Source organism: Massiliimalia massiliensis (genome assembly GCF_900155615.1).
In the GTDB taxonomy this organism is placed as follows: Bacteria; Bacillota; Clostridia; order Oscillospirales; family Ruminococcaceae; genus Massiliimalia; species Massiliimalia massiliensis.
Genome location: NZ_FUHT01000004.1, coordinates 1,034,051 through 1,048,005 on the forward strand (window position 1 = coordinate 1,034,051; position 13,955 = coordinate 1,048,005).

The following is a 13,955-nucleotide window of genomic DNA, read 5'->3' on the forward strand; positions in this document are numbered from 1 at the left end:
TAGCTCCTCTGTAATGTGTATTATTCCAGACAGCATATTTGAGGGCAGGACTGACTCCAGTCCTCAAACTCTGCCGCCGTCATTGGCTCTGCATAATAATTCCCCTGCGCATAGTCTGCCCCCAAAGAAAGTACCAATTCGTGCTGCCCCTTTGTTTCAATCCCTTCTGCCAGGCAACGCAGACCCATTTTGTGACAGTCACTGATCATTCCATCTAAAAGGATCTTCATTCGCCGCGATTCGGCTGCCCCGCCTGTCAATGCCGGTGAAAGCCTCACATCCTGCAGTGCCGGACATGCCAATGCTTCAGCCGGCGTATGCCGGTCTCCAAAGCCGCCCAGCTCAACCGAATAATGAAGCTTTCTAAGCAGCTCCAGATGTCTTACTGCCTGCTCCCTTTTCATCATATCTCGGGGCTTTGCAATTTCAATGCTTAGCAGCGAGGGAGACACCTGATAGCGTTTCCGAATTTTTTCCAGACGTTCAGCCAGATCTAGGACAGACAGCGTATCCATAGAACAGCTCACCGTCAAACGAAACGGGAGGATTTTGTCCTTCCCTTCCCATGCGGAAAGCCATTTGCAGGCAGTCTCAAACATATAAAAATCCAAATAGGAAACCAAGTGGTTCTGCTCCAAAGGCTTTAGGAAAGCGGCCGGTAGCATCACGTTTCCGTCTGTACTCCGATACCGGGTCAAAACCTCTGCACCGCAAATCTGGTTTGCTTTCAAATCCACCTTAGGCTGAAGATACATCAGATAATTTCCCGCCTCCAGATCGGCCAGCAAGGAGCGCAGCAGTTTCGGCCGCGAACCGGAAAAAACTCGAGAATGCAGATAATATTGTTGTTTATCCTGATACATCAACTGGTCGGCCCGTCTGATCAGCGCTTCCGCAGAAACAGGGTTTTCTTCCCAGACATATCCACAGGACGCCAGACAATTTTCCTGCGCAGCCAATTTTTGCTGAAACGCCCTGGCCTTGCTCAAAAATGCTGCTTCCTGACAGTTTTCAGACAGGACTACAAATTCATCCCCGCTGATCCGGAACAGCAATTCATCTTCAAAATGACTCCTCATCAGACAGGCCAGCTCTATAATTTTACTGTCTCCGTATTCATGTCCATACCGGTCATTCATCTCTTTCAGCCCGTTCATATCCAGGAACGCGGCGCCAAGAGACCATTTTGGATGCTGCTGAAAATCCTCACAGTATGATAAAAAACAGTTCCGGTTTCGAAGCCGGGTCATCAGGTCATGATAATTCGTATATTCCAGTTCCTTCTGGGTAACAACTAACTCTGTTTCGTCAAAGATCAGACAAGCGCAATATCCTGTTTCGTTCCACGGATAACAGGTAAGAAACAGATGCCGTTTCAATTCACTGCTGTACTGATGCAGGGAATCCTTCTTTCCCTGAAAAGCGGCCGCGGCAAACAAGGAGAGCCATTGTTTCCCTTCTAGGGGGAAAAGCTCATAAAAGCAGGCTCCTAAAAGATCCTCCTTGACTCTTCCGTATAAATCTGCAAAAGCCTGGTTAAGATACCGGAATTTCAGGTCAACCGTATGTCCGTTCTCGTCCTGTATTACCTTAATGACCGTAAAGGCAACAGGCATTGATCCAAATGAAGCCTCTAACGCCTGGAATGCTTCCATATACAGCCCTCCTTTTCTATTGGCCTTGCTGCTGGTGTTCTGCCTCCCGTTGGAAAGCATTTTCCCGCCATTCGGTCTGTCCGGCTGTATGTGGTTATCATCAGGTGCGCTCTCACAATTGAGTACATTCACAATAGCCATAGACCGGAGGATATAAACTGTTGCTCCTCCGGTACCGAACGAAATCGTTTAAGATTTCGTTCTCTGGTAAAGTAAAAGAAAACACCCGGTATCGGATGTTTTTTTCCTACAATCAGAGATCCTTATTTTTGCATGAAAAACTAAGATATATACGAGTATATTATACAAAATATCTTATTTCACGTCAAGAAAATACTTCCACATATTTCCATAAACATATCAAATGATTGGCACGCAGTAATCAGTTACAGTATACGACACCAGCTTTGGAAAAATTGTCGAAAATATTCTTACAAAAGTTATGCTGAGAATTTACTGTTTCGTCATTGACTCAAACCGGAAAATTATGCTATAGTTAAAATGATATAAAAACTCACAATGAAACGTAGAATTACAGAATAAATAATACGCTTTTGGCCTCTGTTTATCCCGTTCAATATGACAAAAAGGAATCATAGAAAGAAGGTATTCATTTGACGACAGAATACAAAGAAGCGCTTATTTCCGCCGGGGTGGATCTGGAAGACGCGCTGCATCGATTTATGGATAACGAAGATCTATTAGAGCGGATGCTAAAAAAGTTTCCGGCTGACCAAAGCTTTATCGATCTCCAAACGGCGTTAAAAAACGAAAATTGTGAAGATGCATTCCGGGCCGCCCATACATTGAAAGGGGTCTCCGGAAATCTATCCTTTAAAAAATTATTTACTGCAATTTGCAAACAGGTTGAGGCATTGCGCAGCAATGATCTTGCACGCGCAAAGCAGCTTATACCATCTGTTTCCGAAGCATATGAAAAGATCATGCAGGTAATTCGCTGAGCTCAAAAAAACAGGCTGGAAACCAGCCTGTTTTTATTTTGGGAACTGGTTCTGGGCAAAAGCTACAAAGTCCGACAATTTCTTTCATAACTTTGTTAGAACATTCAAAAAGCACCTTGAAAATCCCCTGCCTTCATGTTACGATGAAAGCAACGTAAAATAAGCCCTGCATATTCAACAGGCAATCACACATGACAAAGGGGGATTATTCAGTGAAATGTACAAAATGCGGAGTAGAATTTAACGGAAAATTCTGTCCAAACTGCGGGCAAAGTGCCGCAGAATCCAGCCAGAACACCTTTGAATCGGGAGCGAGCCCCTATCAGTATGGAGCGCCGCAAAGTCCAAACCCAAATCCGACGCCAAACGGCTGGAATCAAGGAAGCTGGAACCAGGCCGGTCAGCAGCCAAACGGATATCCGCAGTATTCACAGCCGGGTGCGCCTATACCGCCAAAACAGAAGCTCAAGGGCTGGCAGATCGCATTGATTGTCGTCGCGGCAATTTTGGGCCTTGGTATTGTCGGCACAGTACTCGGAGTCCTCGTCGGTTCCTCTTCCGACACCATTGAATCACTTAACTGGGAGGATCCTTCCCCTGTTATGTTTTCTGAGATCGGCGACAGCAACGAAAATTGGGTCAAGGTGAAGCCCAATTCCTTCGATGACGGAGCCGTTATCTTTGTCAGTGAAGATGAGTCGGTCTGCACAATCAGCACCGGAACGAAAACCGCAGGTGCCTTGTGGTATACCATTTCGGCAATGGGAGAAGGGACTACTCAGGTCTATGCTCAGTCTGCAGACGGTACTGTGAAGTCAGACCCAATTTCTGTCACAGTTGAATTGGAAGAAGAGGAACCCGATCCGCCTGAAAGCAGCGAGCCGGCAGATGAGCCGGATGAGCCCGTAACGGATAATTCCGCTGTCACCTCTCTGTTGACCATCGTCAAAACAGCAATGGAATCCGGATTCAGCGGAGACGAATTTGATTGGGATGTATCCTATGACGAAAGCCAGCATGCTGTGGTCATTTCCGTTGCTGCGGACGGCATCGCTCTGGAAGTCCAAACGATCATGAATAACGGCGGGGATGAGAATGACGAGGACTGGAAATATATGAAAGACAACATGATCGAAATGTCCGACTCTTTCCTCGAATTAGCCCAGCAGATGGGGCCATCTGATATCAATATCATTATTAATATCCTGAATGACCAAAACCACGATAAGGTGTTGCTGGTACTCCAAAACAGCGAGATCACCTATGACGTTTTGGCAGAATAAGGATTTATAAATTATTTACGAATAAAAACGGAGGATTCCCAATGGAATCCTCCGTTTTTTGTAACAAGACATACAAAGCAAGAACCTTGATACGGATATCATAGCTCTTATCAACCTGTATCACTCATTACAATCCTATCTTTTCCGGATAAAGAGCGTTTATTCTGAACTGCTTACGGTAAATAATGGTAATTGTCTTTACACTTCCGATATTATACTTTCTTCATTCTCTCTGTATCCCAGATAATCCAAAAAACGCTTTACTGCTAACGGCGCACGTTTTTTATCCTTGACCGCAAGCCCAATTTTCCGGAAAGCAGGCACCTCCAGCTCTTTTATCACAATTCGGTATGGAATTCGTCTCAAAATCAACTGCGGCAAAATACTGATTCCTAAACCGCTCTCCACCATCGACATAACGGCATAATCATCCCAGGTGGTAAAACGAGTATTCGGCGAAAGGCTACACCGTTCAAAAATTTCTGACACCTCTGCCTTTGCACCCTTTTCCAGAAGCAGGAACGGATCATTGCACAGCGCAGCAATCGGAATCCGGTCATATTCCGTCAGCGGATGTTCCTCCGGTAAAACCACCAGCAGCTTATCCTGTTCTAAAAAGATGGTGTCCAGCTCTGGCTGTGTGGGCAGCCGAAGAAAGCCGCAATCTACCCTTCCCTCCAGAATCCAATGTTCAATTTCGGTATAATCCCCCAATAGCAATTCATAGTCAATTTGCGGATAATCCTTTTGGAATTCACGGATAATATTTGGCAGCCAATGCGTTGCCACACTGGAAAAGGTCCCAATCCGGATCAATCCGGTTTCCAGCCCATTGATCGCATCCACCTGCTCCTGCAGCTTTTGATATTCAGCACATACATTTTGCACATATGACAGAAGCTGCAGTCCATCTGAGGTCAGCCTCACGCCGGCCCGTCCGCGTTCTAAAAGAGAAACCCTCCACTCCTCTTCCAGATCATGGATCATTCTGCTGATTCCAGATTGAGAATAATGCAGAACCTCGGCCGCCTTGGTAAAGCTCCCATATTCCACTGTCGTAATAAAAGCCATATATTTCTGTATATTAGCATCCATCTTATTATATCGCCTCGTTCCATCTGAATTTATCATGTTTTTCATGATAAAGATTTGCTTTTGTAATTTATAATTTTATGATACACTATATTTATCAAGTTTTCAACAAGAAGGAAGGAATTGCAATGCTTTTTATCAGCGACATTCAAGCCACACCGCCAAAAGCATTTCTCACTCCATTGCAGGAAAAAACATATCAGGCTTTGCAAAAACTGCAAATTCCCTTTGAACGGGTAGACACAGATGAAGCAATTACGATGGAGGACTGTGCCCAAATTGATCAAAAGCTCAAAATGAAGATGGTCAAAACCCTGTTTCTATGTAATCGCCAAAAGACCTCCTTCTACCTATTTATTACTGCAGGCGATAAACCGTTTCAGTCTAAAAGCTTCAGCAGTGCTCTCGGGACGCCTCGCGTATCCTTTGCGCCGGTGGATGATATGAACAAAATGCTTGGAACAAAAATCGGCGCGGCTACTGTTTTCAGCGCGTTGCTTGAAACATGCGATGAAGTGCAGATCGTTTTTGACAGAGATGTTTTAAAGGAAGAATGGTACGGATGCAGCGATGGGACAACCACCGGGTATATGAAGCTGAAAACCGCACAAGTGATCTATGAGTTTTTGCCTTCTACCGGACATCAACCTGTTATAATTGAAGTATAACAAACAATCCAGGTTTATCAGAAAGGAATACGTTTACCTAAAAGAAAGCTTTGGTGATTAAATGGGATTATATCAGAACCGCATTGTAGTAAAGGTCGGAACATCTACGCTGACCAACGATATGGGACAAAATGACCTGCGTGCTTTTGACAGGCTGGCCTGCGTACTGTCCGATCTTCAGAATATGGGATATGAAATCATCCTTGTCTCCTCCGGAGCGATTGCCGTCGGCGCCAATAAGCTGCAGATGAAAACGCGGCCTAATTCCATGCGTTTAAAGCAGGCGGCGGCAGCGGTCGGGCAATGCAGTATTATGAATCTATATGGAAAATTTTTTCATGATTACGACAAAAAAATAGCGCAAATCCTGCTCAACGCGGAGGATATTGAAACGGAGGAAAAAAAGGAAAACCTGACCAATACCTTCGATGCTCTGCTGGAGCTTGGGGTCATTCCTATCGTCAACGAAAATGATTCCGTCAGCTATACAGAAATCGAATCAGAAGACCGTCTGTTCGGAGATAACGATATGCTCTCTGCCGTAGTCGCTGTTTTGTGCAGAGCGCGCAGGCTGGTTATTCTGTCCGATATCGACGGCTTTTATGACAGCGACCCGCGCCTCCATCCCGATGCGAAGCTGATAGAGCGGGTGGATACCATCGACGAGTATACGCTGTCTCTCGCGGGAGGCGCCGGTTCCCGCCGCGGAACGGGCGGGATGAAAACAAAGCTTCAGGCAGCAAAGCTGGCAACCGCGCAGGGAATCGACACGAACATAACCAATGGAAAAGATCCCTCCGCGCTCTATGAACTGGTCAATGGCGGGAAGGCTGGCACCTTATTTGCCGGAAAGCACCCGTGATATAAAGAAAGCCACTGAACATTACCGCGTTCAGTGGCTTTCTTCTTTATGGTTTTAAGTATGTATCCGCCGTCCGAATCTCATGTTACCCCAAAGCGACATCTAAAACCATCATAATCATAAACCCCGCCATAACGCCCAGGGTTCCTGTGTTGGAATGCTCTCCCAAATGAGCCTCCGGAATCAATTCTTCCACCACAACATACATCATCGCGCCAGCCGCAAAAGACAGCAGCCATGGCATCAAGGGCTGGATAGAACCAGCTGCCAGGACGACCAAAATACCAAAAATCGGTTCCACAATACCAGACATACTGCCATACAGGAACGATCTTGTTCTGGATATTCCCTCCTGTCTAAGCGGCAGGGAGATAGCGGCGCCTTCCGGGAAATTCTGAATGCCGATGCCAAGCGCAAGCGCCATCGCCGCAGACAGAGACGCCGCTTCCCCGCTATGCTGTGCCGCCAAGGCAAAGGACAGGCCTACCGCCATTCCTTCCGGGATATTATGCAGTGTCACTGCTAAAACAAGCAATGTGGTTCGTTTCCATGAAGATTCTAACCCCTCCGGATTTTTCGCCTCCAAATGCAGGTGCGGGAGCAGCCCGTCCAGCAAAAGCAGAAAAACGATCCCTAATGCGAATCCTCCCACTGCCGGAATCCAACCGATTCCCCCGTTTGCGCTCGCTTCCTCTATTGCGGGAATCAAAAGACTCCATACAGACGCTGCAATCATAACGCCTGCTGCAAAACCGAGAAAGATTCTCTGAATTGCAGCATTTACCGTCTTACGAAAGAAGAATACCAGCGCAGACCCCAGCGTTGTCATAAGAAATGTAAATCCGGTACCCAAAGATGCCCATAAAATCGGTTGCAATATCATCCTCTCCTTACCTATCCAATTTCAATGCTTCAAAACCGGGATATACCGCGCTGCTTCCCAGCTCTTCCTCAATCCGCAGCAACTGATTGTATTTCGCCACCCGTTCGCTCCGGCTCGGCGCGCCGGTTTTGATCTGGCAGGTATTCAGCGCGACCGCCAAATCCGCAATCGTGGTATCTTCAGTCTCACCGGATCGGTGAGATACAATCGCTGTATAATTTGCTTCATGAGCTCGTTTGATCGCTTCTAATGTTTCGGATACCGATCCAATTTGATTGAGCTTGATCAGGATCGAATTTCCGCAGCGCAGGTCGATTCCCTTTTGCAGACGCTCTGTATTAGTAACAAACAGATCGTCCCCTACTAACTGCACGCTGTTTCCCAGCTCTTCAGTCATCCTTTGCCAGCCTTCCCAGTCCTCTTCGTCCAGGCCATCCTCAATCGAACAGATTGGATATTGCCCGCAAAGGCTTTTCCAGTGGAAAACCAGCTCTGCAGAGGTAAACCGTTTACCGCTTTTGGGAAGGAAATATTCTCCCATTCTTCCACTCTTCCATTCGCTGGCGGCGGCATCCATCGCAAGGACAAAATCTTTTCCCGGTTCATAGCCGGCGGCTTTCACTGCCTGTAAAATATACTGGATCGCTTCTTCATCACTTGCCAAATCCGGCGCGAATCCGCCTTCATCTCCTACAGAGGTAGCCAGTCCCTTCGATTTGAGCAAAGCCGCCAGTGTGTGGAACACCTCTGTACACCAGCGCAGACCTTCATGAAAGCTTGCCGCTCCTACCGGCATAATCATAAATTCCTGCACATCTACAGTATTAGCCGCATGTGCGCCTCCGTTCAGGATATTCATCATCGGAACAGGCAGCCGGTTTGCATTCGCGCCGCCCAAAAATCGGTAAAGCGGAAGCGCAAGTGAATTGGCGGCGGCCCGCGCGCACGCGATGGAAACAGCCAGGATTGCATTTGCACCCAGCTTAGATTTGTCCTTTGTCCCATCTGCCGCAAGCATCATCCGGTCTACCTCGTAGATATCAGAGGCGTCTATTCCCGTCAGTGCCTCCTGAAGGACAATGCTGATATTTTCCACAGCCCTGGAGACTCCTTTTCCGCCGAAACGGCTTTTATCGCGGTCCCGCAGCTCCAATGCCTCAAACTCTCCGGTAGAGGCGCCGCTCGGCGCAGTTCCCCTGCCCATGCTTCCGTCAGACAAACGCACCTCTGCTTCAACAGTTGGATTCCCTCTGGAATCAATAATTTCCCGTCCTATTACCTTTTCGATCAAACATTTTTTCATGATTACCTCTCATTCCATTCAAAACCATTTCCATGCTTAGCATAACCGGTTTTGAATGGAAAATGAGCAAATTGTTTTATCTTCGAATATTATACCATAATTGTAGCTAAAAGGCAATTCTCAGATAAAATAATATTTATAACAGAAGCCAAAAGCATGGAGCTGGACATATCCAGCTCCATGCTTTTGGCTTTTTATCGAAAGATGGTTCTGTTTCTAGGCATGGACTGTATGAATCGGCTGCCCATTTATATATGCCTGTGCATTTTCTACCGCAATGCTCATCAATCTTTCTCGGGATTCCTTAGAGGCCCAGGCAATATGCGGTGTAATCAAACAGTTTTTCGCTGTCAAAAGCGGGTTATCCCCTCGGATTGGTTCTGTTGATACTACGTCTACCGCGGCGCCAAAAACCTTTCCGCTGTTGAGAGCGTCTGCCAAATCCTGCTCCCGGATCAGTCCTCCGCGCGAATCATTGATGATGATAACGCCGTCCTTCATTTTTGAAATGCTCTCCCGGTTAATCATTTCTTTGTTATTCTCAAACAGAGGACAGTGCAGTACGATCACGTCAGATCTTTGAAACAGCTCCTCCAGCTCCACATATTCCGCCACATCCGTCTCTTTTTTGATGGTGTCATAGGCCAAAATCTGCATACCGAGCGCCGCCGCAATTTTTCCGGTTGTTTCTCCAATTCTGCCAAAGCCGATAATCCCCATCGTCTTGCCCGCCAGCTCAATCAGCGGATAATCCCAGAAGCACCAGTCAATATTGTTTTCCCACCGCCCATCATGCACTGCCTGGCTGTGATGTCCAATATGGTGGCATAATTCTAACAGCAGCGCGATGGTATATTGCCCCACTGCCGCCGTACCATAGGTGGGAATATTAGTAACAATAATCCCCTGCTCCTCAGCCGCCTTAACATCTATCACATTATATCCGGTGGCGAGAACCCCGATATATTTCATATCCGGGCAGCGTTTCATCGTTTCCCTGCTGATTGGCGTTTTATTCGTAATCACCATCTCTGCATTGCCAATCCGATCTTCAATGAACTCCGTCGGAGTGCGGTCATATACGGTCAAATCGCCAAGCTCTTCCAGCCCATCCCAGGACAGGTCGCCTGGATTTTCCGTATAGCCGTCTAAAACAACAATTTGCATCACAGTATCCGCCTTTCTAGTCTTCCACCAGTGCCCAGGCACGGTTAATTACCCGTTTTGTATTAGCCAGAATAATCTCTGGATCTTCATTTTTCCACGGCTTCACCTCAAAGGAGAGCACCATCGGTTCCTGCGGGCGGAAAAATCCTTCCTCCTTCAGCACCTGGAAAAAGTCTGTCAGCTCTGCCGTGTCGTTCGCGCTTTCCGGGAACCCAAATCTTGGATGCTGGTCTCCGAATGCTTCACAGCCCGGCTTTACAACTGCATTCCCAATATGAAGGTGCGTGATATAGGGGCGCAGTGTCTGGATAACAAAGCGGGATGTTTCATAGGTTGTCGGAAAATGGCTTAAATCCACCAGGAGTCCAAAATTGTTGTGCTTCATCCGCATTTTTGCCGCAAATTCAGCCGCAAGCGGCGCAGGCCCAATCAGCGCCGCTTTATCCATGTCATAATCAAACACTTCCAGCTCGACAAGCATTCCTTTAGAAGCAGCATATTCACATACAGCTCCAGTCGTTTTCAAAAGCTGTGCAAACGCTTCATCCCGGCTGCTTTCCTCCCATTTCCCGGCAAGAAAGGCAATTCCCTTGGCGCCCAAAAATTCTGCTTCATCCACTGCCTCCAACAAAGTGGCCTCCGCCTGTCTGCGGCCTTCCTCATTCAAATCATTGGGATTCAGCTTCGGTCCCAGCAAGCGCGGCTGAGCGCCATAGCATACCCTCAGATGGGATTGCTCCAGCATTCCTTTCGCAGCTGTATGCGTTTCGTCATCAGCAAATTTGCAGACCTCCAGCGCGTCAAAAAAGTCATCACAAGCGATTCTCCGAATCGATTCCAGGACGCCGTCATTCGGATAGCTCATCCACTGGATTGTCCCAACCTGGAAATATTTGTGGATACTGTCTTTCATTTTTCATTTCTCCTTTTTCGCGATCTGTTCTTTTGCTATTTTTACTATAGCGGCAGAATCCAAATAATATTTGCTTAATAGCTGATCATAATCACCGGATTCAGCAAAATCTGTTAGTCCAACATATCCAATTGGTACCGGGCAATGTCTGGATAAAACCTCTGCCACCGCGCTGCCCAAGCCTCCGTAGATACTGTGCTCCTCTGCTGTGACGACCGCTCCGGTTTCTTCTGCGCAGGCCGTCAGCAGCGCCTCGTCAATGGGCTTGATCGTATGGACATCAACCACCCTTGCCTCGATTTTCTCGGCCTTTAACAGTTCGGCGGCTTCCAGGCATTTCTGCACCATACAGCCGGTTCCTATCAGTGTAACGTCCCGGCCTTCCCTGAGCACCACGCCCTTGCCAATCTGAAAATCATAGGCCTCGTCAAATATCGTCTCAGCCGGCGCTCTGCTCAGTCTCAGATAAACCGGGCCGTCAAAACCAGCGGCGGCTTCTACTGCTTTTCTGGTTTCCACAGCGTCACATACCGAAAGCACCGTCATATTTGGAATTGCGCGGAAATACGCAATGTCATGAGCAGAATGATGGCTCGCTCCATCATAGCTGTCGGACAGCCCGCAATAGGTGCCGCACAGCTTTACATTCAACCGGTCATAAGCAATCAGACTGTTTATCGGGTCTGCCGCACGTCCTACCAAAAAGGTGGCAAAGGTATTCACAAAGGGAATCAAGCCCTCATAAGCAAATCCCGCAGCCATCCCAACCATATTGAGCTCCGCGATTCCAACATTATAATATCGTTCGGGATATGACCTTCCGAACAAGATGCTCTTGCTGGAACTTCCGACATCCGCCTCTAATACTACAATGTCTTTATTCCTGTCTCCCAATCTTTCCAGCGCTTCTCCATAGGCATCGCGGATTGCAATTTTATCACCCATTTCCGTTCCCTCCTAGCTCTGCCATTGCCTGCTGATAGTGGGAAGGATCAATCGGGCTTCCGTGCCAAATATTCTTTCCTTCCATAAAGCTGACGCCCTTCCCTTTTACCGTTTCTGCAATGATCACAGTAGGGCTTCCTCCTCCGGCCTGTGCCTGGCGGATTGATTCCGACAGCTCCTGGAGATTATGCCCATCGCAATGCAGCACTCTCCAGCCAAATGCCCGGAACTTAGCACCGATATCTCCCATTGGCATAATTTCGTCGTTTGTTCCATCCAATTGGACGTGATTATGATCCAGAATGGCAATCAGGTGATCCAGCTTCAGCTTGGAGGCGGACATCGCTGCTTCCCAAACAGAGCCTTCCTGAATTTCGCCGTCTCCTAAGAGCACATAGACAAAATAGTCCTGATTGCGCATTTTTGCAGCAGAGGCCATTCCGCAGCCTACTGAAAGGCCCAGTCCCAATGGGCCGGCGGAGGCGTCCACACCCGGCGTTTTATGCTGACATGGATGTCCCTGCAGCATACTGTCTATCTGGCGGAAATTTTTCAGCTCTTCTGCAGGAATAAAGCCTTTGTGAACCAGGTTTAAATAAAGCATGGGAGCGGCGTGCCCCTTTGATAGAATTAACCGGTCACGCCCCGGCATTTGGGGATTCGCCGGATCAATGTGCATCACGTCCTGATAAAGGAGTGTTAAAATCTCACAGCAGGACAATGATCCTCCGGGATGGCCTGTCTGCGCATGGAAAAGCAGATCGATCAGTTCAATCCGCATCCTCCCGCACAATGCGGCCAGCTTTTGGATATCTATTTTTTTGTCGGCCATATGCATCAACTCCTCTGCCCGGCAATGTTTCGTGCCTTTCTCCCGTAGTATTTTTCAAAAATCGGGGATAAAAACTCGATTGATTTCTTTGCGGCGGTTTCCTGGTCCGGAAGCTGCATAATCTCCGTACAAAAGGCTCCGTCGTATCCATTGTCATAAAAGCATTTGATCAACTGGTCAAAATTCATTCCGCAGTTTCCCGGATATCTTCGGTTATTGTCCGCCAAATGTACATGGATGTTATAGGAACGGTACTTTGAAATGGTATTGTAGATATTCTTTTCCTCAATATTCATGTGGAAAACGTCCATCATCAATTTAAAGTTTTCCCTTTTGACCCGGTCTACCATATTGGCGGACTGCTGGATAGTATTAATAAAGTCTGTCTGCATGATGGTAACAGATTCTAATGCCAGACAAACCTTTTTTGGAGCCGCATAATCGCTGATCCTCTGAAAGCCCTCGATTGCCCAATCCTCAGTCTGCTCTTTTGACACACTGTCACAGCAGCAGCCCCTAACCCGGCCAATATTGACATTCGCTCCCAAACAGGACGCAAAGTCAATCATTTCGAATACCTTCTCCACAGCGGCGTTGCGGATGCCGGGATCTATATCGGTAAACGAATAATGGAGCTGCCCGAAAATTTCCCCAGTGCAGACCAAAACCGCTTCCAGATTATATTCCTTCAGCAAGGCTTTGACCTCATTCCAATTGAGCTGACTAGGATTGATTGTCATAAATTCTACGCCATCATAGCCAAAATCAGACAGCTTTTTCAGGTTCTGCTCTAAATCCCCCTGATAAGCTGTGACAGACGGCGCGATTGCGACATCCGGGGTCGCCACCTGGTAACACAATTTCATCCTACTACCTCCGTCAGATGCGTTTCCAAGTCCCTGTCCAGTTGACTGATCATCGCCAGGCTGATATCATGCCGTCCACCGATATATTCACTCTCCAGCCAGCCGTCAAGGATATCGATGGCCGCAAAACAGCCGAGCACTTTCCCGCCCAGGCACAGGATATTGGAATCATTATGCTGCCGGGTCATCTCCGCGGTATAATGATCCGCTACTACACTGGCCCGGACTCCCGGAAAGCGGTTCGCCACAATTGACATCCCGATCCCGGTGGAGCAAATTAGAATTCCCCGCTGAAACTCTCCGGAGGAGACCCGCCTTGCGACGTTGCTGGCATAAATCGGATACCGGACAATCTGTTCGGAATTACAGCCGATATCAGTATACTCAATCCCCAGCTTTTCCAGATGCTTGAGTATTTCCTGCTTCATCAGGTAACCGCCATGGTCGCATCCAATAATGATTGGTGATCTATTCATTAAATCATCTACTTTCGTATTACGTTTTAAAATCAGTACTGCATCATT

General features: G+C 47.5%; 14 protein-coding genes. 4 read left to right on the plus strand and 10 right to left on the minus strand.

Features of this window, described 5'->3' with window-relative positions; all coding sequences use genetic code 11:
- Nucleotides 1-20: 20 nt before the first annotated feature.
- Nucleotides 21-1,655, minus strand: coding sequence for an EAL domain-containing protein (locus CZ360_RS13565; RefSeq protein WP_159438312.1), 1,635 nt, complete (start codon nucleotides 1,653-1,655; stop codon nucleotides 21-23).
- 614 nt (nucleotides 1,656-2,269) lie between these two features.
- Here CZ360_RS13565 and CZ360_RS13570 point away from each other — a divergent pair.
- Nucleotides 2,270-2,617, plus strand: a complete 348-nt coding sequence (locus CZ360_RS13570; RefSeq protein WP_077534741.1) for an Hpt domain-containing protein — start codon at nucleotides 2,270-2,272, stop codon at nucleotides 2,615-2,617.
- Nucleotides 2,618-2,829: 212 nt separating this feature from the next.
- Entirely contained in the window at nucleotides 2,830-3,900 is a 1,071-nt protein-coding gene (locus CZ360_RS13575; RefSeq protein ID WP_143530265.1) for a hypothetical protein, read from the plus strand.
- Nucleotides 3,901-4,098: 198 nt separating this feature from the next.
- Here CZ360_RS13575 and CZ360_RS13580 read toward each other — a convergent pair whose 3' ends face one another.
- A complete protein-coding gene (locus CZ360_RS13580) occupies nucleotides 4,099-4,995 on the minus strand; it encodes a LysR family transcriptional regulator (protein WP_077534743.1) in 897 nt (298 codons plus the stop codon).
- A 125-nt stretch (nucleotides 4,996-5,120) separates the two neighbouring features.
- On the opposite strand from CZ360_RS13580, the gene CZ360_RS13585 reads away from it, so the two are divergent.
- Complete coding sequence (locus tag CZ360_RS13585) at nucleotides 5,121-5,660, plus strand: prolyl-tRNA synthetase associated domain-containing protein (protein ID WP_077534744.1); 540 nt, start codon at nucleotides 5,121-5,123, stop codon at nucleotides 5,658-5,660.
- 61 nt (nucleotides 5,661-5,721) lie between these two features.
- The gene (proB, locus tag CZ360_RS13590) at nucleotides 5,722-6,522 is read left to right on the plus strand and encodes a glutamate 5-kinase (RefSeq protein WP_077534745.1); all 801 of its coding nucleotides are present in this window, start codon (nucleotides 5,722-5,724) and stop codon (nucleotides 6,520-6,522) included.
- A gap of 85 nt (nucleotides 6,523-6,607) precedes the next feature.
- On the opposite strand, the gene CZ360_RS13595 is transcribed toward proB, so the two are convergent.
- The 8 genes from CZ360_RS13595 to rpiB form a co-directional block, all read right to left on the minus strand.
- Nucleotides 6,608-7,405, minus strand: coding sequence for a ZIP family metal transporter (locus tag CZ360_RS13595; RefSeq protein WP_207650326.1), 798 nt, complete (start codon nucleotides 7,403-7,405; stop codon nucleotides 6,608-6,610).
- 7 nt (nucleotides 7,406-7,412) lie between these two features.
- On the minus strand, nucleotides 7,413-8,708 hold the full coding sequence (gene eno / locus CZ360_RS13600; protein ID WP_077534747.1) for a phosphopyruvate hydratase: 1,296 nt from the start codon (nucleotides 8,706-8,708) through the stop codon (nucleotides 7,413-7,415).
- Nucleotides 8,709-8,924: 216 nt separating this feature from the next.
- A complete protein-coding gene (locus tag CZ360_RS13605) occupies nucleotides 8,925-9,875 on the minus strand; it encodes a D-2-hydroxyacid dehydrogenase (RefSeq protein ID WP_077534748.1) in 951 nt (316 codons plus the stop codon).
- Nucleotides 9,876-9,891: 16 nt separating this feature from the next.
- Nucleotides 9,892-10,788 carry a sugar phosphate isomerase/epimerase family protein gene (locus CZ360_RS13610; protein ID WP_077534749.1) on the minus strand — a complete coding sequence of 299 codons (897 nt, stop codon included), beginning with the start codon at nucleotides 10,786-10,788 and terminating at the stop codon, nucleotides 9,892-9,894.
- 3 nt (nucleotides 10,789-10,791) lie between these two features.
- Nucleotides 10,792-11,733 (minus strand): transketolase family protein, encoded by a 942-nt coding sequence (locus CZ360_RS13615; protein WP_077534750.1) that lies wholly within the window; start codon nucleotides 11,731-11,733, stop codon nucleotides 10,792-10,794.
- Nucleotides 11,726-12,565, minus strand: a complete 840-nt coding sequence (locus tag CZ360_RS13620; protein ID WP_077534863.1) for a transketolase — start codon at nucleotides 12,563-12,565, stop codon at nucleotides 11,726-11,728. The genes CZ360_RS13615 and CZ360_RS13620 overlap by 8 nt, the downstream gene beginning before the upstream one ends.
- Nucleotides 12,566-12,570: 5 nt before the next feature.
- A complete protein-coding gene (locus CZ360_RS13625) occupies nucleotides 12,571-13,431 on the minus strand; it encodes a sugar phosphate isomerase/epimerase family protein (protein ID WP_077534751.1) in 861 nt (286 codons plus the stop codon).
- On the minus strand, nucleotides 13,428-13,907 hold the full coding sequence (gene rpiB, locus CZ360_RS13630) for a ribose 5-phosphate isomerase B (RefSeq protein WP_077534752.1): 480 nt from the start codon (nucleotides 13,905-13,907) through the stop codon (nucleotides 13,428-13,430). Before rpiB ends, CZ360_RS13625 begins: the two co-directional genes overlap by 4 nt.
- Nucleotides 13,908-13,955: the final 48 nt, after the last annotated feature.

Bases quoted from the DNA above. Each gene is read 5' to 3' on its own strand.
- CZ360_RS13595 (WP_207650326.1), bottom strand. From the start codon at position 7,405: ATGATATTGCAACCGATTTTATGGGCATCTTTGGGTACCGGATTTACA.
- proB (WP_077534745.1), top strand. From the start codon at position 5,722: ATGGGATTATATCAGAACCGCATTGTAGTAAAGGTCGGAACATCTACG.
- CZ360_RS13580 (WP_077534743.1), bottom strand. From the start codon at position 4,995: ATGGATGCTAATATACAGAAATATATGGCTTTTATTACGACAGTGGAA.
- eno (WP_077534747.1), bottom strand. From the start codon at position 8,708: ATGAAAAAATGTTTGATCGAAAAGGTAATAGGACGGGAAATTATTGAT.
- rpiB (WP_077534752.1), bottom strand. From the start codon at position 13,907: ATGAATAGATCACCAATCATTATTGGATGCGACCATGGCGGTTACCTG.
- CZ360_RS13585 (WP_077534744.1), top strand. From the start codon at position 5,121: ATGCTTTTTATCAGCGACATTCAAGCCACACCGCCAAAAGCATTTCTC.
- CZ360_RS13610 (WP_077534749.1), bottom strand. From the start codon at position 10,788: ATGAAAGACAGTATCCACAAATATTTCCAGGTTGGGACAATCCAGTGG.
- CZ360_RS13625 (WP_077534751.1), bottom strand. From the start codon at position 13,431: ATGAAATTGTGTTACCAGGTGGCGACCCCGGATGTCGCAATCGCGCCG.
- CZ360_RS13605 (WP_077534748.1), bottom strand. From the start codon at position 9,875: ATGCAAATTGTTGTTTTAGACGGCTATACGGAAAATCCAGGCGACCTG.
- CZ360_RS13565 (WP_159438312.1), bottom strand. From the start codon at position 1,655: ATGGAAGCATTCCAGGCGTTAGAGGCTTCATTTGGATCAATGCCTGTT.
- CZ360_RS13615 (WP_077534750.1), bottom strand. From the start codon at position 11,733: ATGGGTGATAAAATTGCAATCCGCGATGCCTATGGAGAAGCGCTGGAA.
- CZ360_RS13620 (WP_077534863.1), bottom strand. From the start codon at position 12,565: ATGGCCGACAAAAAAATAGATATCCAAAAGCTGGCCGCATTGTGCGGG.